Here is a 22,354-nt window from a genome sequence, read left to right as displayed (position 1 = left end):
ATTCAGGAGAAGAGTAATGAAGAGATTTTGGTTAGTAATGCTGTCGCTGGGACTTGTCCTGGCCTTCAGCATATCGGCTATGGCGCTCGATGTAGAGTTTAGCGGCGAGTTTTATGCGGCAGGCGTGTATCTGGATAAGACCACGGTGAAGAAAGATACAGCCACGGACGGTCCTTCGACCGCTTTTTATTACCAGAGATTAAGGGTCAGAACAGATTTTACCGTGTCACCCGGTTTGACTTTAGTTACCCGTTTTGATGCAATGGAGAGAGCATGGGGTGCGACAAGAGACGCTGCCGGCACGGCACTGGCTGCGGATTCGGCCGGAACGCGTGCGGAAAACGAAAACATTGCTCTTGACTGGGCATACATCAATTATAAATCAGCCGTCGGCGTTTTCGATGTCGGTTATATGAATGACGGCGCCACGGGAACTATATTCGGCAATAGCTACGCGCCCGCCGGGCGGATTAAATATTCTTATGCCGTAGGTCCGGTAACGCTTAATGCGGCCTATACCAAAGTTAAAGAGGCCAACCGCACCGCAGTCAACACGACTGCCACAACAACGGATAGAGACAATGACAAATACAGTATTGAAGGCGTTTATAACTGGAAAACCGGCAGAGCCGGCTTGGACATCAAATATTACAATTATGCTGAAAACCGCACTGCCGCTCAACCTTACAAAAGAAACTATTTTCTATTGACTCCTTATATCCTTGCCAAAATCGGTTCGGTGGCGCTGCAGGCTGAATTCAATTACCTGAACGGTAGAGACAAGTTTGATAACGGTGCAGCCGATATTACGCTGGACAATATAGCCGGCTGGGTTGATGCAACTGCCGATCTCGGTAAATTTTACGCCGGTGGGACCATTGCGTATGTGTCCGGTAATGATCCCGGTACGACTGATAAAAATGAAGGCGGCATTCTTAATGGCGGCCGTGACTGGAGCCCCTGCCTGATTATGTGGAACTATGAGCGCACCAATTGGGCGGGAACGCTGGCCGGTTACGATGGTGCTGCGCAAGACACGGCCATGACCAACAGCTGGTTTTTCCAGGCCAGAGGTGGTGTGAAACCGATTGATGCCCTGGATATCATGGCGTCTGTGTCTTATGCCAATGCCGATAAGAAGCCGGCGGACTACCTTAACAACGCTTACGGTTATGAAGTCGATTTGAAAGCCATTTACAAAATCACTAATAACCTCTCCTATATGCTGGGCGTGGGTTATCTTTTTACTGATGATTACTATAAAGGGAAGTCAGACGCCAATAATCTGCGCAACGATTATCTGGTCATCAACAAGCTGACGCTGACGTTTTAAGGAGATTCTATTCACATATTAAATCAGCAATCCCGGAGCAGAATAGTTTTGCTCCGGGATTCGTGTTTTGCTGATTTCGAACCGAGACCTCGGATCATCGTCTCTGTTCAATTTTCTCCATAACGCAAAGCAATATGTTGTCTATGTATATGATTTATTATTGTATTTAAAATATTATGGGAATTGTCCATAATTAATAATTTCTCTTGACAATGGTCTTTAATTATAATATCTAGTATTTCAATGAAAAAAATAGAGATTAAAGAATTATGAAACTCTCGACCAAAGGACGCTACGGCGTCCGGCTTATGTTAGATCTTGCAACCCATTACGGCGAACGTCCGGTTCTTTTAAGAGAGATATCTCAAAGGGAAGATATCTCAGAAAAATATCTCTGGCATTTGATTAATCCGTTAAAATCAGCCGGATTAATTAATTCAACACGAGGATCGCACGGCGGGTATGAGCTGGCGAAAGCACCGTCCGAAATAACCGTCAAAGATATTTTTGAGGTTGTCGAAGGGCCAATCTGCCTGGTCGATTGTGTGGAGAAACCGTCAGCCTGCAATCGCTCGGACTTCTGTATAACCCGTGATTTGTGGGAAGAGGCTTCCAGAGCGTTTGCCGAAACGCTTGCAAAAACAACTCTTGACTCTCTCGTGGTACGGCAAAAAGACAAAAAACAGCGCCAGACTGTTAATTACGATATTTAATGAATGTTTTAACTATGAAATTAAAATTAATAAGGCTGAATAATATCTTACCAATGATGTGTTGTTGCATGGAAATGCGAAATTCCTGGAAATGGGGAGATTCGTTCATGTAGAACTGAATCATTGTAGTAACGGAAGATATCCCATCACCCGGAATTTAGAATTCATTCCGGATGGTGGGTTTTTTTATACCTAAAAATTTAATACAACTTAAAGGAGAAAACAAAATGACAAAAAGAAGACTGGAAACCATTGCAGTACACGCCGGGCAGGAAACACCGGATTCTGCAACAACAGCGAGGGCGGTGCCGATTTACAGGACATCGTCGTTTGTATTCAAGAACACAGAACACGCGGCGAATTTATTTGGGTTGAAAGAATTGGGCAATATCTATTCACGGCTGACCAACCCGACCAATGCCGTCCTGGAAGAACGCATCACGCAACTGGAAGGCGGCGCCGCATCGGTCGTTGTCTCATCCGGCACATCGGCAATTTTTTACGCCATCATAACTCTTGCGGAAGCCGGCGATGAGATTGTATCGGCAAATAATTTGTATGGCGGAACCTACACGCAGTTTGACGCCATTTTGCCGAAACTCGGCATCAATACGAAATTTGTCGATCCACACGATCCGAAGAATTTTGAGAAGGCCATCACGCCCAAAACACGCGCCTTGTTTATCGAAACCATCGGCAATCCGGTTCTGGATTTTACGGATGTGAAAGCGGTGGCCGACATCGCCCATAAACACGGCCTTCCGTTGATTGTCGATGCAACCTTCACCACACCGTATTTGCTGCGCACGATCGATTACGGCGCGGACATCGTGGTTAATTCGCTGACCAAGTGGATCGGCGGACACGGCACGGCAATCGGCGGAAGCATTACGGATTCCGGAAAGTTCAACTGGAAAGGCGGAAAGCACAAATTGTTAACGGAGCCGGATAACAACTATCACGGATTGCGCTGGGCGCTCGATCTGCCGGAAGCGCTGGCGCCGATTGCTTTTGCCCTGCGCGTGCGAACGGTACCGCTTCGTAATCTCGGCGCAGCGCTTTCACCGGATAACGCATGGATATTTTTACAGGGCGCTGAAACACTGCCATTGCGCATTGTGCGGCACAGCGAAAATGCGCTGGCTGTTGCCCAGTATCTGAAGAAACATCCCAAGGTCGCCTGGGTGCGCTATCCGGGGCTGACCGATGATCCGACTTATCCAACGGCATCCCAGTATCTGAAAAAAGGTTTCGGAGGCATGGTCGTTTTTGGCGTGAAGGGCGGATACGATGCAGCGGTAAAGATTATCTCAAATATCGATTTATTCTCGCATCTGGCAAACGTCGGCGACGCCAAGAGCCTGATCCTGCATCCGGCCAGCACTTCTCATTCGCAGCTTTCCGAAAAAGAACAGCTGGCAGGCGGATTGACACCTGATCTTATCCGGCTGTCGATCGGGATTGAGCATATTGATGACATTATCGAAGCTCTGGATGGCGCACTGGCGAAAATCTGATGCATCACGCTGAGTGCCGCGAATTGGAAAATGAAATTTAAGCAAATAATGGCCGGTCAAATCATTTCCTGATCCGCCGGCAATGAAAGGAGAACAAAATGAAAATATATAAAGACATTACTCAAACTATCGGACGCACGCCTTTGGTTAGTTTAAATCGAATGACTGAGGGGATTGGAGCCCAGGTTGTATTAAAACTGGAGTCTTTTAACCCCCTTTCCAGCGTGAAAGACCGCATAGGCGTTTCATTAATTGAGGACGCCGAAAAACGAGGCGTGATCAAAAAGGATTCCGTCCTCATTGAACCCACCAGCGGCAATACCGGGATTGCGCTGGCCTTTGTGGCCGCATCGCGCGGGTATCGGCTGGTCCTGACTATGCCGGACACCATGAGCCTGGAACGCAGGCAGCTTCTGCAAATCTTCGGCGCGGAACTGGTGTTGACGCCGGGGGCGGAAGGCATGCCCGGAGCCGTAAGAAAAGCAAAGGAGCTTGCAGAAACGACGCCGGGCGGCGTTTTGCTGCAGCAGTTTGAAAATCCGGCCAATCCTGAGATTCACCGGAAAACAACCGCCGAAGAGATTTGGGAGGACACCGACGGCAAGGTCGATATCCTGATTTCCGGCGTGGGCACCGGCGGCACAATTACCGGTGTTGCCGAAGTTATCAAAGCAAGAAAGAAAGACTTCCGGGCGATTGCCGTGGAGCCGGAGGCATCGCCTGTGCTTTCCGGCGGGGTACCGGGACCGCATAAAATTCAGGGCATCGGCGCAGGATTTGTTCCCGGTGTTTTGAACAAAAATATTATTGATGAAATTGTGAAGGTTTCCAATGACAATGCAGGCCTTACTGCGCGGCGGCTGGCTCGCGAAGAGGGTATCCTGGCCGGGATCTCCAGCGGCGCTGCACTCTGGGCGGCGCTCGAAGTCGCCCGCAGGCCGGAAAATGCCGGGAAGCTGATCGTCGTCATCATTCCCGACACCGGTGAACGTTATCTTTCGACGTGGTTGTTTAAGGAGCAATAAATGAGTTCAAACAGGTATGAATTGAATCTCCAACTGGCGCAAATGCTCAAGGGCGGTGTCATTATGGATGTTACAAACGCTGAGCAGGCAAAAATTGCGGAGGAGGCAGGCGCTGTTGCGGTTATGGCTCTGGAAAGAGTTCCCTCGGATATCCGCAGAGATGGGGGTGTAGCACGGATGTCCGATCCGGCCATGATTGCGGAAATTAAAGCGAGTGTCACCATTCCGGTCATGGCCAAGGCGCGCATCGGTCATTTTGTGGAAGCGCAAATTCTGGAAGCGCTGAAAATTGACTATATTGACGAAAGCGAAGTGCTCACCCCGGCGGATGAGGAATGCCACATCGACAAAAGCAAATTCTCGATTCCCTTTGTCTGCGGCGCCCGCAACCTGGGCGAAGCCCTGCGCCGAATCGCCGAAGGCGCGGCAATGATCCGCACCAAAGGCGAAGCAGGTACGGGCAATGTGGTGGAAGCAGTGCGCCATATCCGGGCCATCAATCGCGAGATCCGGATTCTGGTGGGAATGCCTGTCGAAGAAGTCACCGGCTTTGCCAAAACAAACGGCATGCCCTATGAACTGGCGCTCAAGGTTAAGGAATTGGGAAGATTGCCGGTAGTCAATTTTGCCGCCGGCGGCATTGCGACACCGGCCGATGCGGCCCTCATGATGCAACTGGGCTGTGACGGCATCTTTGTCGGCTCCGGTATTTTCAAATCAGACAATCCCGAGGCCCGGGCTCGCGCAATCGTCAAGGCGACAGCCTACTTCAATGATCCGGCAAAGATTCTGGAAGCGTCAATCGCCATCGGTACAGCAATGCCGGGTCTGGAAATATCGCAGATACCGTCTGAGCAACTATTGGCAGGGCGCGGATGGTGATTGCGTTCAGCAGTGGTTGTTATTCTGACAACCATCAACAGCCATCAAGGTGTTCAACTGGCCAAGCGTTTAGCACATAAGCATGATTGCCCATACGTTGTCATGCAACGTTGCGGTCAGAGCAGATTCCGGCAGTTAATGGCAGCTATAGATCAGCGTGACGGTGAAATTCGGCAGAATGCGAGTAACATGAAAAACCAATGATGAAGGACGTCATGAGAATAAGGACATTGATCGTTCCCGGATTAAACGGTTCGGGTCCGGGACACTGGCAAACTATCTGGGAAGAAAAATACGACTGCGAGCGCGTCTATCAAAGAGATTGGGAAAACCCCGATCTCGCCTTGTGGATGGACACATTGAATGCCGCGGTTACCGCAGGATCAGAGCGCAGCATTATAGTGGCCCATAGCCTGGGTTGCCTGACTGTCGCGCACTGGGCGCAAGCCTATCCGGAAAATACCGGCCGCATCCAGTGTGGTTTTCTGGTTGCGCCACCCGACGTGAAATCATCATTCGATATACCCGAAGCTCTGCGATGCTTTGCCACGCATAAAGTAATTCCATTCCCTTCTTTGCTGGTTGGTAGTGAGAGTGATCATCATATGACGCTGGAAGCCGCGCGAAGGCTGGCCGGGTTTTGGAAAAGCCGTTTTGTGAATGCCGGTACTGTTGGACATATCAATCTGGATTCCGGCCATGGTCCCTGGCCGCAAGGTGAAGATCTGTTGCAGGATTTGATAATAACAACAATGTAAATTATCTGTCTGCTATTCTCTTTAAATCAAAGATTGTTTTCATTAATATAATGATATAAATTACCCTAAAATAACCCCAGGGGGAAAGAAGTATGAAATTTGAAACGCTTGCCGTTCATGCCGGTCAGGCGCCGGACCCGGCGTACGGTGCGGTTATGCAGCCGATTTACCAGGTATCGACGTTTGCCTACAAGGGCGTGAAGCAGATGGGGCCTTTTGATTACTCCCGCTCTGGCAATCCAACGCGCAAAGCGCTGGAAGACTGCATTGCCGCCCTCGAAGGCGGAACGCACGGCTTTGCCTTCGGCACGGGGATGGCTGCGGAAACAACCGCGATTGCTCTTTTGGCAGCCGGAGACCACATCATCGTCCATGATGACCTTTACGGTGGCACTTATCGCCTAATGACCAGTGTAGCCGCACGGCATGGTGTGGACGTCCAGTTCGTCAATCTGCGTAATCTGGACACACTTCAAAAATCGATCAAATCCAATACGAAAATGATCTGGACGGAATCACCGACGAATCCCCTGATGAATATTCTGGATCTCGCGGCCATTGCCGGCATTGCAAAATCCAAAGGCGTGCTGACCGTCTGCGACAACACGTTTCTGTCTCCGTATTTCCAGAATCCCCTGGCACTGGGAATTGATATTGTGCTTCATTCCACGACCAAATACATCAACGGACATTCCGACGTAGTGGGCGGCGCCATTGTTGTTAATAATAAGGAGTTGGCCTCGCGTGTTTATTTCCATCAAAATGCGATGGGCACCTGCCAGGCGCCCCATGATTGTTTTCTGGTCTTACGCGGTCTGAAAACGCTGGCCTTGCGGATGGAAGCCCACAACCGCAACGCGCTCACTATTGCTCGATGGCTGGAAGCGCATCCTAAGATTGAAGCGGTTTTGCATCCGGGCTTGGAGAGCCACCCGCAATATAAACTTGCCCTCTCGCAGGCGCGTGGTTTCGGCGGTACATTCTCTTTCAAAGTCAAAGGAGGCGAAGAAGAGGCGTTTCGCCTTTTAGAGAATCTCAAACTTTTTATCCTGGCGGAATCGCTGGGCGGCGTGGAGTCGCTCATTGAACATCCCTGGACGATGACCCATCTGTCCATGCCGGAGGATGTCCGCAAGGCCGCAGGCATTACAGAAAACCTGATCCGCATCTCCGTCGGCATTGAACATGCCGACGACCTGATTGCTGATCTGGAGCAGGCTCTAACCCATGCCTGATTCCGGTCAACCCACCATGATCTCATGCCGCAATGGAAAAGAATAAATGAGAATTGTCCTATGATCCAACATCCGAAATACAATAATTTACTGGCAACTTTGAAGCGCCTGGAGCACCTGGCCGTCGCCTTTTCCGGCGGTGTTGACAGTTCGTTTTTGCTTGCCGCAGCCAAAGATGCCCTGGGTGACAAAGCGGTTGGTATCACCATCGATTCGCCGGCATTGCCTCGCTATGAATTGGAAGATGCCGTGGCAATAGCCGGTTTGATCGGGGCCAGGCATATCATCGTAAAATCTCCTGAGATTGAAGATGAAGTAAAACTTAACCCCGTGAACCGCTGTTACCTCTGCAAGAAGGTGGAGTTTGGCGCGGTCATTGAAAAAGCAACAAGCCTCGGCATCCGGCATGTCCTGGACGGAAGCAATGCCGATGACTTGACGGATTATCGCCCTGGGATGAACGCCATAAAAGAGTTGCAGGTGATGAGCCCCTTACTGGAAGCCGGTTTGACAAAAGCCGAAATTCGGAAGTTTTCCAGAGAGCTCAACCTGCCGACCTGGGATAAGCCAGCCTATGCCTGCTTGTTTTCCCGCATTCCCTACGGGCAGGAAATTCGGCTTGAGGATCTGGAAAAAGTCGAGAAGAGCGAAAAATTCTTTATCGACAAAGGGTTCAGGACTGTTCGGGTGAGGTGTCACGGCGAGCTGGCCCGAATCGAGGTGACTGTGGCAGACAGGGTAAAGCTCCTTGGCGAACCCCTGGCAACGGAAATATCACAAAAGCTGAAATCGTTTGGATTTAAATATGTCACGGTCGATATCCAGGGTTATCGCATGGGGAGCTTCAACGAATCCATTGATCTGACTAAATTAAAATGTGGCGGTGAAAACCATGGATGAAAGACTGTTCGCTACTTTCGACGTCAAAGAGATTGTCACTGACAACGGCGTGACTCTTCTGCAGGATAGAGTAAAAGACGTCATCGGTGAGATATCGCTGAAAATATACATCAACGGAACAGAATACGCATCGCTTCTATGCCTCAATCAGCTGACGGAAGAACTGGCTTTGGGCTTTCTCTACAGCGAAGGTGTCATCGACACAATCGAAGATATCGCCGACATCTCCTATAACGAGCGCCTCTTTGCCGTCATGATCAATCTTGTTCCCGGAAGGTCGGTCGAGAAGTGCGAGAGCTTACGCAGTGTGACATCCGGATGCGGCAAATGCTTTACCTACATCAATCCGCTCAAGCATGAAAAATTTCTGCCTGTCGGCAATCAGGATAAATATTCCATTATTGATATTTTGAACGTCATGAAAGAATTTGAACGGCAATCGGAGATTTACAGGAGCGTGGGCGGTGTGCATAGCGTTCTTTTCCGGCACCCTGACTTTTCCGTTTTCAATGAAGATATCGGGCGGCATAACTGCTTTGACAAAATCGGGGGCGTACTTCTGAAAAACAATAAAATGGCGCTGGTTGCAGCCGGCATGCTGTTGGTCAGCGGGCGGGTTTCTTCCGAAATCATCACCAAGGTCATTCGCCTGGGCGTTCCCGTGCTTGTTTCCCGATCAACACCCACGGCCGCCGCTGTCAATCTGGCACGGGAGTACGATGTCACGCTCTTAGGCTATGTGCGCAAAAACTCTGGTTTTGTCTATTCCGGTGAGACCCGGTTGATATAAAGATTTTCCTCCATCCATTCCAAAGTTTCTTCAAATTTGTGTTAAACCGCTTTTCAATGCAGACTATTCTATTTGCTCTGTAGGATATTCGCCATTCTTAATTGTACTATTTGCTGATACTCAATAATTACAGTATGTTACGTTTTGGCATGCTATATGCTGATCTTGTTGGTATCGTTCCACTGATGAAGTTGTCCATGGGCATCAGGATAGTGAAACAAATATGTGAGTGAAATTAAAAAAATATTTCAGGAGGTTCAAAATGAAAAAGACAATGAAAACAAAACTGGCAATTGGAACTTTTGCGGTAGCGCTGGGGGTTGCGTTCTTATTGCCGCAGCCGAGTCAGGCAAAGGACGCTGACGTCCAGGATCGTCTCTGGGGGGCGGCCGAGAAAGTCGAAAAATTGGCAAATGGCAGCGAACTCAGGTACTACAAAGACAAGGTAGAGAGCGTTGAAACGTACCGGGTTGTTGAAGTTCAAAAGGATGGCGCAGTCATCTTTAAGAAAGTCATTTTTAAGGCTGAGACGTATTAGATCACAGGGGTGACCATTATTTATGATATCTTGTTGCCACGTAATTATGATATATTGCATGGCAACTGAAAACGAGCCCCCGAAACGAAATGAACCCTGTCTGCCGTTGTTTAACCTTCAACATTGGCGACCGGGCTCATTTCGTCTTCCGTTCGTCGGGATGAATGATATATATGCCCTGTGAGGATGGATGTTGCAGGATTTGTCCATTGCCGATGGCAGGAGATTTGTCCGATGGCGCCTGATTCACGAATTCATAAAAAATTGATTACTCGACTGATACTGGTCTGGGCGGTACTTTCCCTTGTGATAGGGGCGGCCGTTTACTTTATCGAAATTAGTAAAATTGACCAGTATGTCGGCAGAATGGCGGCAGAGGAATCCCGTAGTTTTGTTAAGATCATGCAGGATTATCACACAGCCCCGGAGGCTGATCAGCGCGAACAGATGATTCAAGAAAGCCAGCGGCATATTCAAAAAGGGCACTTCATCTCGGTGGAACTTTATGACGGGAACAAGCAAAAGATCATCGAGAAGCGCCTGCCCAAAGAGGAGGCCATTGAGGGTAAAATCCAGATGCACAGTCTTACTCCTTTCATGGGCAAAGAGGTTCATTTTGAAAAATTCTACGGTCAAGCCGGACAGATTTACGTCTTGATCCTGACACCCTTGAAAACAGAGACAAATGAGATTATCGGCTACTTAAACGGCGTTTACAAAGTGACTGCCGATACCATGAGTGAGATCAGACGCCGCATTGCTTTTTCTTTGTTACAGGTCGTTTTCATCATCTTCCTGACAACAGCGGTGATCTATCCGATTGTGCTGATGTTGAACAGGGGGCTGATTCGATTAACGACTGACCTGTCCCATGCCAACATTGGGATGCTTAAGGTACTGGGTAGCGCTGTCGCCAAAAGAGATAGCGATACTAACCTTCACAATTACAGGGTGACTATCTACGCTGTCCGTCTTGCCGAAGCGATTGGGCTAAAATCGAGCAATATGCAGGCCCTGATCAAGGGATCATTTCTCCATGATGTCGGCAAAATCGCCATTAGCGACAACATCCTGCTCAAGCCGGGAAAATTGACGAATGAAGAATTTGCCGGCATGAAGACCCATGTGCGCCATGGCATCGATATCATCGGCCATTATGCATGGCTAAGAGACGCGGCCGATGTTGTCCTTCATCACCATGAAAAATTTGATGGCACCGGTTACGGTGATGGACTCAAAAATACCAGCATACCTTTGAACGCCAGAATATTCGCCATTGCCGATGTCTTTGACGCCCTTACCTCCGAACGACCTTATAAGAAAGCATTCTCTTTGGCCGCAGCTATGGATATCATGCATGCCGGTAATGGCAGTCATTTTGATCCTGAACTTCTTGCCACTTTCGATACTATTGCCGGACAGCTTCACGCAGAGGTGAGCCGCTCCAAAGGGGCGACACTAGAGACAGCCCTGGACGAAATAGTTGATCGATATTTTAGGACGTCGTGATTTACAAGTAGTGAGAAAAAAGAAGGGCAAGCGGTACGGTTTGCGGCACAAAAGGGCTGTCGAAGATTGGCAAGATGGCTTAAATTAAAAGACAAATGCGATACTAATATAGAGAATTGCACATATTTGTTACAATTATTTGATTAATATTGAAGGCATAGTATGCAATTAATCATAATTTCAATGGATTACATTTATGGCATATATTTTGATGATAAAAATATAAAAGTGGAAAACATTGCAATCAATTTAGTCAAACGTCAAGAAAGGAGAGTATTATGCATCAACTAAAAAGTGGTAAAGGAAAGAGGTTACTATTAGTGACCCTGATGATGGTTGGACTTTTTATGCTGGCCTCCTGTACGGCAAGTCAGCAGCAAAAGGTCTATCATGGTGTTTACATGAAAGGCAGTATCATCCACACAGCCGATGATGGCGTTTATTTGTGCATCGGCACTAAAGATGGCGCCGCAGTCGGTCAGGAATTGGACGTCTATAAAATAACTTTCACCGGTCAGCCGAAGGCACCCACTTTTAAGAGAGAGAAGATCGGGAAGGTAAAGATTACGCAGATCGTCGATGAACATTTTGCAACGGCCGCGGTAATTTCAGGTAAAGCAGAGAAGAACGATATTGTCGAATTGACAAACTGAAAGGATTTGAGACTATCGGCCAAAGAGCGAACTACCCCAGACTATCATGGCGGTAGCTCGCTCTTTTTTAACAAACACTTCAGAAATCTTTTCGTAAATATTATTCTTGACAGATAATTTTAATTACTACTATAATAATAGTAATTGTAGTAATTAAAATTAAAGAGGTGACTCATGTTTTTAAAAAGAATAACGCATTTTATTTTCGTACTGGCTCTTTTACTTATTCTCCCTCTCGAAGTTGTGGCCGGACCAGTCGAAGTAATCTTCAAACTAAATCTTAAGGCTCCTGAAAATAGCAAGGATGTTCGCATCTGGATCCCGTATCCGGTCACAGATGAAAATCAGAATGTCAGCCATATAAAGATTGATGGGAATTACACATCCTCCGGTGTTCAAAAAGAGAAGGCTTTCGGGAATTCGATCCTTTATGCGGAATGGAAGAATCCAGCAAGGGAAAGGATATTGACGTATACCTTTACCGTCGAGCGAAAAGAAGTTGTCAAAAAAAACTTCCCCCAACGGGAAGCTGAACTGAACCGGAAACTGTTTGAACCCTATCTCGCTTCAACCAGTCTTGGACCGACGGGCGGTAAAGTGAAAAGGCTTGCGGAAACGATTACGGAAAAGGAAACAACAATTTTGGGCAAATCCAGGGCAATCTATGACTGGATCGTGGACAATATGTATCGGGACCCGAATGTCAAAGGCTGCGGATTTGGACGGGTAGAGCAGCTATTGATAAGCATGGGAGGCAAGTGTGGGGACATTTCGTCGGTATATGTAGCTTTGGCGCGGAGCGCCGGTATTCCGTCCAGAGAGATTTTTGGCATTCGCATTCCCAAGGGCCAAAAGGGCGAGATGACGAAGTCTCAGCATTGCTGGGCGGAATTCTATCTGCCGGGGTATGGTTGGGTTCCTGTTGATCCGGCCGATGTGAGAAAAGCCATGTTGGAAAAGAAACTGCAATTGGGGCAGGAGAAGGAAATCCGGGAATATTATTTCGGTGCAGTAGATAAACAGCGAATTGCTTATGGGACCGGAAGGGATTTGATTCTTGAGCCCCGGCAGAAAGACGAACCACTTAATTATTTCATGTATCCATACGCCGAAGTGGACGGCAAGGCCATTGACGATTTGTTCGGATTCGACTTGGGTTATACCATCATCTTTAAGGAATTATAATATCCGCTAACGGTGATGATGCATGTCATTAAAAACAATGCGTGATATAATAAAACTTAAGGGGCAATCAGGTATCCGGCGATTTAAACTTAACATGTCTTCTGAGAGCATGCAGCCATGAAAAAATACGAGACACCCATCCGTCTCTTGGTGATTTTAGCGGCAATTCTCGGGATAAGCCTGCTGCATTACATCACGCCGCTGAAGGAATCCGTTCTTCATGATATTTTTCAACGCCTCTACTATATACCCATTATCCTTGCTGCCTTCTGGTTCGGTCTTAAAGGGGGTATTGGAACCGCGCTGATTGTAAGCATTTTGTATGCCCCCCATATTATCCTGCAATGGGGCGATAGACCGACGCTGGAGACAGAAAAATATCTGGAGATATTGCTTTACAATCTGGTCGGCGGCGTGACCGGCTTTCTCTCGGATCAGGAAAAACATCGCCGGCAACAATTGGAAAAGACTGCCGCAGGGCTTGAGGAATCTTACCGCACGCTGCAACAGCAGTCTGATCTGATCATCCGAATGGAAGAGCAATTGCGGAGCGCTGAGCGGCTGTCTGTTCTTGGTGAGTTGGCGGCGGTGCTGGCGCACGAAATTCGTAATCCACTGGGGTCAATTCGCGGCACGGCAGAGATCCTCAAAGACGATTATCAACCTGGGGATAAAAAGTTTGAGTTTCTGGAGATCCTCTTGAAGGAATCGGATCGTCTTAACCGTGTGGTTGAAGATTTTCTCCGGTTGAGCCGTCCGCAACCCCTGTCAATGAAGCTCTGCAATATCAGTGAAGAATTGCGTAGCGTCGTTTTGCTCGTCCAGGCGGAAGCGCGAGATAAGGGCCTCCACATGGAGTTGAAAACCGAAGAGCCGCTGGAAATATCGGGAGACAGAGATAAGCTCCATCAGGCTTTTCTTAATATCATTCTTAACGGGATTCAGTCTATGGCCGGTGGCGATACGCTGACAATAGAGGCACAATGCGTGAGACATCCCAGACAGGAATATTCCGAGATACGGATTGTTTTTCGCGACACGGGTGCCGGCACGCCTGAAAATCTCGGACCCAAAATATTCGACCCTTTTTTTACCTTAAAGAAAGATGGAACAGGATTGGGGCTGGCCATTACGAAGAAGATCATCGAAGCCCACAAGGGCAGGATAGAGGTGGATGCAAATTCACCGAAAGGGGCAATCTTCACTGTTTTTCTTCCCGCGGAAGTTCCCCCCTCACAGATAAAAAAAGAATAATCCGACAGGAGAAGGCAGGCAACGGTAATGAAAATTTTGGTTATTGATGACGACGCATCTTTTCGGCGAATCTTGGAATATAACCTCCAGGAAGAAGGCTATGAGGTTCTGATTGCGTCATCAGGTGAAGAAGGCCTGGTCATTTTTGATAAGCAGTCCCCGCATCTGGTCATCACGGATATGAAGATGAACGGCATCAGCGGCATCGATGTCCTGAGCGCCATCAAAAAACAATCACCGGATACACTGGTTATTATTATCACTGCTTTCGGCGCTGTGGACAAAGCCGTAGAAGCCATGAAGCTGGGCGCCTACGATTATATTACAAAACCTGTTAACCGCGATGAGCTGAAGCTCATGGTGCGTAAGGCGCTTGATCTGACCAGCCTGTCCCAGGAAAATAAAGATCTAAAAAAGCGGATAGAAAACCGGGAAGAATTTAAGCACATGGTTGGAACTTCGGATGCCATGGCCGAGGTTTTCTCACTGGTCAGTAAGGTGGCTGATACAGAAGCGGCGATCCTCATTACCGGCGAATCAGGAACAGGCAAGGAGTTGGTGGCGCGGGCTATTCACGAGCAGAGCTCCCGCAGGAATTCACCGTTTGTCGCAATCAACTGTGCGGCCATTCCAGGCGAACTTTTGGAGAGTGAATTATTTGGTCATGTAAAGGGTTCATTTACCGGTGCGATCAAGGATCAACAGGGCAAATTTCAGCAGGCTGACGGCGGGACGATCTTTCTCGACGAAGTATGCGATTTGCCGCTTGTGATGCAGCCGAAATTACTACGTGTTTTACAGGAGAAAGAAGTTCTTCCGGTAGGTTCCGGAAAAACTCAAAAGATCGACGTTCGTGTCGTGGCGGCCACAAATCTGGATATCGAAGAAATGGTCGCCGCCGGCCGTTTTCGTGAGGATCTTTACTACCGGCTTTCCGTTATCCCGATTCATCTGCCGCCGCTCAGGCAGCGTATGGAAGACATCCCCCTTCTTTTGCGGCACTTTGCCGCCAAGGTGGGATCGCCCCAGGTCGTTTTCTCAAAGGATGCGTTGCAACCACTGAGAGCCTATCCTTGGCCGGGAAATGTGCGTGAACTGGAAAACATGGTCACACGCCTGATGATCCTGCGCGAAGCCGATATCATCCGGATGGAAGATCTGCCGAAAAAGATCCTGACACCGCAACAGCATGAAGGACAAACAGGCGTTGTGAATCTGCCGCCGGAAGGCTATCCCCTTGAGCAACTGGAGCGGGAAGTGGTCATTGAAGCCTTGGAACGCAATAATTGGAACAAATCCGCAGCAGCGGCTTTTCTGAAAGTGCCGCGTCACGTTCTTCTTTACCGGCTGGAAAAATACGGCATTGAGACCCCTTCGAAATAAAGAGCAAAATAGCCGACAGAAAAAGAAGAGAAAGAACCAGGGGGCTGGTCACTTTTTCTGTAGATGTGATGTCCCATGATTATTTTTCCTGACGATCACCGCATCTCAAGCAATAGATAATCATAAGGAAGGGCTGAAAATGGTTTTTTCTGTTAGTTCTGTTAGTTCTTGACAAAACCTGACCTAGGAATTACTATCGAAAAAATAGTATTTAGACTTAGGAGCGTTTATTTTTTGTAGTAAAATGAAATGTTTTCCTGCTTTAGGAAATTGACTTTGAAAGTTAAGAAGCGATAGAAAAAAATGCGTTTACAAATACTTAAAAATTTTATCACCTATGCTATTATCATTTTCTACATTTGCACGCCGATGCTTGACGGCATGGTATGTGCAGATTGTGTAGGTAATGCTCCTTTGGGGGGTGGCTTAACCATCAGCCACATGAAGACCTCACATATTGATGTGAGCTATTCAAAGAAAGGGCAGACGCGATCAAGCACTAACAATGAGCAGGGGCATAAATTTTTCTGCTCGATCTGTGCTAATTCCATTTTGGGCTTTGAAGTTTATTCTTCGCAGATGCCTATTCTGGTAGTTCAAAGCGTTGGCACATATATAGCGTCTCCATTTTCAGAATTGCACTATTCCATTCATAAGCCACCTCCGAATTCCCTCGTATGAACTTTATCTTTGCAGAGTAATATCAGCCGGATTTCTATCAAAATCCCGCTGAAGTATCTGCATCCAATATCAAACTATTTTATACGAGGTGAATTAATGCGACGTTTTATTATTACGCTTTTTTTAATGCTTTTTCTTGTTGCCCCTGCTTATTCGATGACTGTCGAAGAGGCGGTGCAGCATGCCATTGGGCATAATCCCGACCTCCAGGCACTGCGGCTCGAAGAAGATACTGCCAAAGGCCTGCTTGAAAAAGCTCAACTACTTTTAATCAATAATCCGACCATCGAGGGAAATATATCAAAAAAGGACAAGCCGGAAGAAGATGGCGGAGGTGCGTTTACAAACTATGGCATCAAACTTTCACAGGAATTTGAAGTCGCGGGTCAACGAGGATCAAGGATCGCGGTGGCAAAAAATGAGTTGGCCCGTGTGCAGTCTGGAATCAAGGACAGGGAAAGGGTTTTGACTTGGGAAGTAAAGGATTCTTTTACCAGAGTGTTGGCGTTAAAAAAGAAAAACGGACTGTCCAGGGAGGTTGTTCAACTGAAAGAAGAATTGCTCGGTTACACGAAGGTTAAGTTTCAAGCAGGTGACATATCCGGCCTTGATGTGAACCTGGCCGAAGTTGAGTTGAGCAAGGCTAAAAGAGATCTTCTCCTGTCAGAGAGAGAATACCGGGAATCGCTTGTCGCATTGCAGGGATTACTCGGTTTATCACCGGACCGGTCTTTTGCCCTCCAGGGTAACTTGCCTTCAGAAGCACCGGTGTTGCCTGATAGAGAAGCCCTGAAGGAAGCTACCTTTTTACGGAGACCGGATGCCAGGGCAGCCGTGTTTGATGTGGAGAAAACCAAGGCCGCGCTAAAACTGGCAAGAAAAGAAGTCATCCCGAATGTAACTCTTTCAGGATTTTATGACCGCGACGAGTTGAGGAACGTTACAGGGCTTGCCGTATCCATTCCCTTTCCTCTTTTTGACAGGAAGCAGGCTGAGAGGAAAGAAGCCTATGCCAAAGCCGAAGGGGCGAAGATAAAATCCGAGGGACTTAAAAAAACGATAGAACGCGAAGTCGAACAATCTTACAGCGATCTGGCGACCGCCATTGAAGAGCTGACACTTTTCAAAAAAGAGATCATTGTAAAAACTGCGGAGAATTTGAATCTCCTGAATCTGGCTTTCAAGGAAGGAAAAGTCGGCTTCTTCGAAGTGCGGCTGGCTCAGAAAGATACGATTGAGGCTCGGTTTGCCTATATTGAAGCGCAGACTCGAACACAGCTTGCGCAAAATGCGATAGAAAAGATCACAGGGGGAACACTAAAATGATAAAACAAACTGGAAATAGAGCGAAGCAGGGGTTGCTTGTTGCAATCTTTCTTCTCTTGGGAATGGCCATCCTGACCGTGGGATGCGGAAATAAGGAAGCACATGAAGAAGGAAACACAGCAGGGGTGTCGGAGAAAAAGGAATCAGGCCATGAAGGGAAGGATCACAAAGAAGAGCAAGGTATTGTAACGCTGTCCAAGGAAATACAGAAGTCTTCAGGAATAGAAGTCAAACCGGTAGCCATGGAAGAAGCGGACGTTCCGCTTGCGGCGACAGCCGTTATCGAAATGAACATGGACAGGGCTGCAAAGATCAGTTCACGGGTTACGGGAAAGGCGATTAAAATCATCGCCACGCAGGGTGACCGCGTGAAGGCGGGACAGCCGCTTGCCTATCTCGACAGTGTAGAACTCGACCAGATTTGGGCCGACTACCGGAAAGCGCAGGGTAAGGTGGAGTTGGCGCGGAGAAACCTCCAACGGGAGGAAACGCTGTTTCAAAAAAAGATATCCCCGGAAAAAGACGTATTGAAGGCAAGACAGGAACTGGGCGAGGCGGAGGCAGATATGAACCTGGCCGTGGAACGTTTCCGGCTTGTTGGTGTAGATGCTGCGCAGTTTGCCGCAAACAAAGGAAACGGCAGTCACCCGCTGATTCCGGTTGCATCGTCGGTTGGTGGCATCGTGATAGAAAAGACATTGACGCAGGGTGAGGTTGTTAGTCCGGAAAAAATCATCTTTACAGTGGCGGATCTCACGACGCTGTGGGTGGTCATTGATGTTTACGAGAAAGACATGTCCCGTCTCAAGGTCGGAAGTCCCGTAAAGCTGTCCGTCACAGCGTTTCCCGACAAGGTCTTCAAGGGGAAAATATCCTACATTGCCGATGTTGTAGATGAGAAAACGCGCACCGAAAAAGCGCGGGTCACCATCGACAACGCAAGTGGACAGCTCAAACCGGGTATGTTTGCATCCGTTCTTGTGGAAACAAAACAAGGCGGCGGTGAACGTCTGATCGCTGTTCCGGAGGAAGCCGTCCAGATTGAAGGTGCCATGCGCTATGTCTTTGTTCAGATCGCGCCCGACAAGTTCCAAAGAAGAGATGTCGAAACAGGCAGAACCCTGGGGAAAAGTCTGGAAGTAAAAACAGGACTCAAGGAGGGCGAAATAATCGCAGTCAAAGGCGCTTTTACCCTGAAGTCTGAGCTTAAAAAAGGTGAACTTGAAGGAGATGCACACTAATGCTGGAAAAAATCATTGCATATACATTACGGCAAAAGGGGATGGTCATTTTCCTTTCACTTTTGATCATTGCGTTCGGATTGTATTCGTATTTCAAATTACCGATTGACGCTTTTCCGGATGTCACCAACATTCAGGTGGAAGTCGTCAGCCACGCCGACGGACTATCGGCGGTAGAAATTGAACGCAACGTGACCTATCCCATAGAGATGGCCATGCGCGGTTTGCCGGACATTGAACAGATGCGGTCCGTCACCAAGTTTGGCCTGTCCATCGTTACCATCGTATTCAAAGACAATGTCGATATCTATTTCGCGCGGCAGTTGGTCTTTGAACGCCTGGCCGAAGCCCGCGAAAAAGTCCCCAAAGGCGTTGAGGTTGCTCTTGGGCCAATCGCCACGGCAATGGGGGAAATCTATCAATACACTATTGAGGGTAAAATACCGGCGGACCCCCTGCAAAAAAAATCCTACCTGGCCAACCTGAGAACGCTTCAGGAATGGGTGATCACACCGCAGTTAAAAAGCATAGCAGGGGTGAATGAAATTAATTCCTTCGGCGGTTATTTCAAGCAATACCAGGTTATTGTAGCGCCGGAAAAACTGGTCAAGTATGCCGTTACGGTTGATGATATTTATAAGGCGGTTGAAAACAATAACCAGAACGTCGGCGGCAATATTCTCGAACGCAACACGGATCAATATATTGTTCGCGGCGTTGGTTTGATAAAAAACATCGGCGATATAGAAAACATTGTTTTGAAATCCGAACATGGAACGCCGACCTACATCAAAGACGTAGCCCAGGTGAAAATCGGCGAAGCCGTGCGGATGGGTGCGGCCATGAAAGACGGCAAGGATGAAGCCGTTGGTGGAATCGTCATGATGCTCAGAGGCGAAAACAGCCGTGACGTTGTTCGTCGGGTGGCCCAAAAAGTTAAGGAAATTAATGAGAACAATATGCTTCCGGACGGTGTCAAGATCGTTCCTTATTACGATAGAAGTGATATTGTGAATGCGAGCGTTAGCACTGTAAACAAGGCTTTGATCGAAGGCGCCATTCTGGTTCTGATCGTATTGTACCTTCTACTGAATAGTTTCAGGGGCAGTCTTGTCGTTCTCATCACATTGCCGCTATCGTTACTGGCCACATTTATCGTGATGAAACTGGTTGGCATCAGCGCAAATCTGATGTCGCTGGGAGGCTTGGCGATTTCCATCGGAATGATCATCGACACGACGATCATTCAGGTTGAGAATGTTCAACGGCATCTAAGTGAAGAGATGGGAAAGCATCCCAAATTATTGACGGTCCTTAAAGCCGTGATGGAAGTCAGAAAACCGAGCATCTTCGGTGAAATGATTATTGCCATCACGTTTATCCCGATTCTTTCCTTATCCGGAATTGAAGGGAAAATGTTCGGGCCGCTGGCTATCACTGTAACTATGGCGCTTCTTTCATCGTTGTTACTTTCCATATTCGTTGTTCCGGTTCTCTGCAGCCTCTTTCTGAAACCACAGCCCGAAAAAGAGAGCATCATCATGAAGTATGCCAAGAAAGCTTATTTGCCTTTGCTGGAACAGGCCATGATGAAGAAAAAGGTTGTCTTGAGCATTGCCGGTGTCCTCCTTGTTGTTTCTGTGTTTCTGATCACCCGGCTGGGAACGGAGTTCATCCCCACGATGGACGAAGGCTCATTTGATATGGACATTGCCATGCTTCCCGGTGTATCGCTTGCCACCGCGATGGACGTCAATCAGCGCGCCGCTCAAAAGCTCAAGCAGTTTGAAGAACTGGATGTGGTGGTGTCGCGCACGGGGCAAACCGGCGTGGCGCTCGATACGCGGGGAACGGATAAAACCGGATACGTAGGCATCTTCAAACCTAAAAGTGAATGGAAGCGGGATATTTCCAAAGAAGACCTGACCAATGAAATGCGCAAATCCCTGGAATCCATTCCGGGAATCACCTTTGGTTTCAGCCAGCCCATCCAATGCAGAATCGATGAATTGGTGGCCGGAACACGCGCGCAACTCATCGTTAAACTGTTTGGCGATGACATTGATGTCTTGAATAATAAATCAGCGGAAATTGCGCGGGTTCTATCCGGAATCGAAGGCGGAACCGATCTGGCGGCGGAAAAAGTGACAGGACAGCCCTATCTGACCGTCAACATTGATCGGGCGAAAATTGCGCGGTACGGCCTGAACATCAGCGATGTCCAGAGTGTCGTCGAAATAGCAATTGCGGGAAAAGCCGCTTCCCAATTCTATGAAGAAAACCGGAGTTTTGATATCACCGTTCGCCTGCCGGAAGAAAAGAGAAATTCTCTCGAAGCGATAAAAAATATACTGGTCACTACAAAATCGGGCATGAATGTTCCGCTCGAACAGCTGGCCGATATCAAAATCATCGAAGGCCCGGTTCAGATCAGCCGCCAGGATGGCATGCGAAGAATCGGAATAGAAATGAATATCAGTGGCAGAGACATCGGCAGTTTTGTGTCAGAAGCAAAACAAAAAATCAAAGAGCAGGTCAAACTGCCTGCCGGGTATTACCTGACCTGGGGGGGGCAGTTTGAGAATCAGCAAAGAGCGATGAATAAGCTCATGATTATTGGTCCCGTAGCCATTGGATTAATTTTGCTTCTCCTGTTCGTTACGTTTCGGTCGATCCGTTTATCGCTTCTGGTCATTTCAAATTTACCCTTTGCGCTGATCGGCGGCGTTTTTGCGCTCTTTATCTCCGGGCAGTATTTGTCGGTCCCGGCGTCAGTGGGATTTATCGTCCTGTTTGGCGTTGCCGTGCTCAATGGCCTTGTACTGGTGTCGCGTATATCGCAATTGCGCGAAGAAGGCCTTGAATTGCCGGAAGCGATCCGGAAAGGTGCTATGGACAGACTTCGTCCGGTGTTGATGACGGCATCCATTGCCATTTTCAGCTTGATTCCCATGTTAATTGCCGGCGGGGCGGGATCGGAAATTCAAAAACCGCTGGCTACAGTTGTTGTGGGCGGCTTAATTACGTCAACACTGCTCACATTGCTGATTATTCCATCGGTTTACGGCTGGTTTGAAAAGCGTAAAGTTGAAGAAGAACTGTAAATGGCTGTGGAAGCTCAAATTGTGGGATGTAGTCGAGGAACTTAAAGGAATTGAAGGACTGCCCGGTGTGACGGTATCGGAAATTCGAGGATTTGGTAAAGGCAGGGCGAAAAATGCAGAGGATAAAGTTGTTTACGAAATGGTGGAATTTGTTCCACGCATCCAATTAGAGGTTGTTGTCAATGATGAGATGGTGGATGAAGTCGTCAACGTCATTCAGAAATATGCCCACACCGGCAACACGGGTGATGGGAAAATATTTGTGGTTAACGTCGAGGAAACCGTGAAGATCAGAACAAATGAAAGAGGGCCGGACGCGATTTAGTC

The 22,354-nt window shown here is 48.0% G+C and carries 20 protein-coding genes; all 20 read left to right on the top strand.

Features of this window, described 5'->3' with window-relative positions:
* Positions 1–37 precede the first annotated feature (37 nt).
* The 20 genes from CVU71_14700 to CVU71_14605 all read left to right on the top strand — a co-directional run bounded on the left by CVU71_14700 (position 38) and on the right by CVU71_14605 (position 22,352).
* Entirely contained in the window at positions 38–1,333 is a 1,296-nt protein-coding gene (locus CVU71_14700; protein PKN17679.1) for a hypothetical protein, read from the top strand.
* A 269-nt stretch (positions 1,334–1,602) separates the two neighbouring features.
* Positions 1,603–2,046: an AsnC family transcriptional regulator gene (locus tag CVU71_14695; protein PKN17678.1), complete on the top strand. Its 444-nt coding sequence runs from the start codon at positions 1,603–1,605 to the stop codon at positions 2,044–2,046.
* A gap of 227 nt (positions 2,047–2,273) precedes the next feature.
* Entirely contained in the window at positions 2,274–3,563 is a 1,290-nt protein-coding gene (locus CVU71_14690) for an O-acetylhomoserine aminocarboxypropyltransferase (GenBank protein PKN17677.1), read from the top strand.
* A gap of 98 nt (positions 3,564–3,661) precedes the next feature.
* Positions 3,662–4,588, top strand: coding sequence for a cysteine synthase A (gene cysK, locus CVU71_14685; protein ID PKN17676.1), 927 nt, complete (start codon positions 3,662–3,664; stop codon positions 4,586–4,588).
* Complete coding sequence (locus tag CVU71_14680; GenBank protein PKN17675.1) at positions 4,589–5,470, top strand: pyridoxal 5'-phosphate synthase lyase subunit PdxS; 882 nt, start codon at positions 4,589–4,591, stop codon at positions 5,468–5,470.
* Entirely contained in the window at positions 5,471–5,674 is a 204-nt protein-coding gene (locus tag CVU71_14675) for a hypothetical protein (GenBank protein ID PKN17674.1), read from the top strand. It begins immediately after the preceding gene.
* The gene (locus tag CVU71_14670) at positions 5,671–6,228 is read left to right on the top strand and encodes an alpha/beta hydrolase (protein PKN17673.1); all 558 of its coding nucleotides are present in this window, start codon (positions 5,671–5,673) and stop codon (positions 6,226–6,228) included. Before CVU71_14675 ends, CVU71_14670 begins: the two co-directional genes overlap by 4 nt.
* 92 nt (positions 6,229–6,320) lie before the next feature.
* On the top strand, positions 6,321–7,463 hold the full coding sequence (locus tag CVU71_14665) for a cystathionine gamma-synthase (GenBank protein ID PKN17672.1): 1,143 nt from the start codon (positions 6,321–6,323) through the stop codon (positions 7,461–7,463).
* Positions 7,464–7,523: 60 nt separating this feature from the next.
* Positions 7,524–8,363 (top strand): TIGR00268 family protein, encoded by an 840-nt coding sequence (locus CVU71_14660; GenBank protein ID PKN17671.1) that lies wholly within the window; start codon positions 7,524–7,526, stop codon positions 8,361–8,363.
* On the top strand, positions 8,347–9,153 hold the full coding sequence (locus tag CVU71_14655) for a formate dehydrogenase family accessory protein FdhD (protein PKN17670.1): 807 nt from the start codon (positions 8,347–8,349) through the stop codon (positions 9,151–9,153). The genes CVU71_14660 and CVU71_14655 overlap by 17 nt, the downstream gene beginning before the upstream one ends.
* A gap of 262 nt (positions 9,154–9,415) precedes the next feature.
* Positions 9,416–9,691 carry a hypothetical protein gene (locus CVU71_14650; protein ID PKN17669.1) on the top strand — a complete coding sequence of 92 codons (276 nt, stop codon included), beginning with the start codon at positions 9,416–9,418 and terminating at the stop codon, positions 9,689–9,691.
* 282 nt (positions 9,692–9,973) lie between these two features.
* Positions 9,974–11,200, top strand: coding sequence for a phosphohydrolase (locus CVU71_14645; GenBank protein ID PKN17812.1), 1,227 nt, complete (start codon positions 9,974–9,976; stop codon positions 11,198–11,200).
* 401 nt (positions 11,201–11,601) lie between these two features.
* Positions 11,602–11,853: a hypothetical protein gene (locus tag CVU71_14640; protein PKN17811.1), complete on the top strand. Its 252-nt coding sequence runs from the start codon at positions 11,602–11,604 to the stop codon at positions 11,851–11,853.
* 174 nt (positions 11,854–12,027) lie between these two features.
* A complete protein-coding gene (locus CVU71_14635; protein PKN17668.1) occupies positions 12,028–13,038 on the top strand; it encodes a transglutaminase in 1,011 nt (336 codons plus the stop codon).
* A 117-nt stretch (positions 13,039–13,155) separates the two neighbouring features.
* Complete coding sequence (locus tag CVU71_14630; GenBank protein ID PKN17667.1) at positions 13,156–14,292, top strand: sensor histidine kinase; 1,137 nt, start codon at positions 13,156–13,158, stop codon at positions 14,290–14,292.
* Positions 14,293–14,319: 27 nt separating this feature from the next.
* On the top strand, positions 14,320–15,675 hold the full coding sequence (locus CVU71_14625) for a DNA-binding response regulator (protein PKN17666.1): 1,356 nt from the start codon (positions 14,320–14,322) through the stop codon (positions 15,673–15,675).
* Between the two features lie 777 nt (positions 15,676–16,452).
* The gene (locus tag CVU71_14620) at positions 16,453–17,682 is read left to right on the top strand and encodes a hypothetical protein (protein PKN17665.1); all 1,230 of its coding nucleotides are present in this window, start codon (positions 16,453–16,455) and stop codon (positions 17,680–17,682) included.
* Entirely contained in the window at positions 17,679–18,923 is a 1,245-nt protein-coding gene (locus tag CVU71_14615) for an efflux RND transporter periplasmic adaptor subunit (protein ID PKN17664.1), read from the top strand. The genes CVU71_14620 and CVU71_14615 overlap by 4 nt, the downstream gene beginning before the upstream one ends.
* Positions 18,923–22,027, top strand: a complete 3,105-nt coding sequence (locus CVU71_14610) for a CusA/CzcA family heavy metal efflux RND transporter (GenBank protein ID PKN17663.1) — start codon at positions 18,923–18,925, stop codon at positions 22,025–22,027. The genes CVU71_14615 and CVU71_14610 overlap by 1 nt, the downstream gene beginning before the upstream one ends.
* Entirely contained in the window at positions 22,011–22,352 is a 342-nt protein-coding gene (locus CVU71_14605; GenBank protein PKN17662.1) for a GlnB, read from the top strand. Before CVU71_14610 ends, CVU71_14605 begins: the two co-directional genes overlap by 17 nt.
* Positions 22,353–22,354: the final 2 nt, after the last annotated feature.

The sequence above is a fragment of the Deltaproteobacteria bacterium HGW-Deltaproteobacteria-6 genome, from assembly GCA_002840435.1.
Lineage (GTDB): Bacteria > Desulfobacterota > Syntrophia > Syntrophales > Smithellaceae > UBA8904.
The sequence above is the reverse complement of the archived record's forward strand: the minus strand, read 5'-3'. Positions and strand labels throughout refer to the sequence as shown.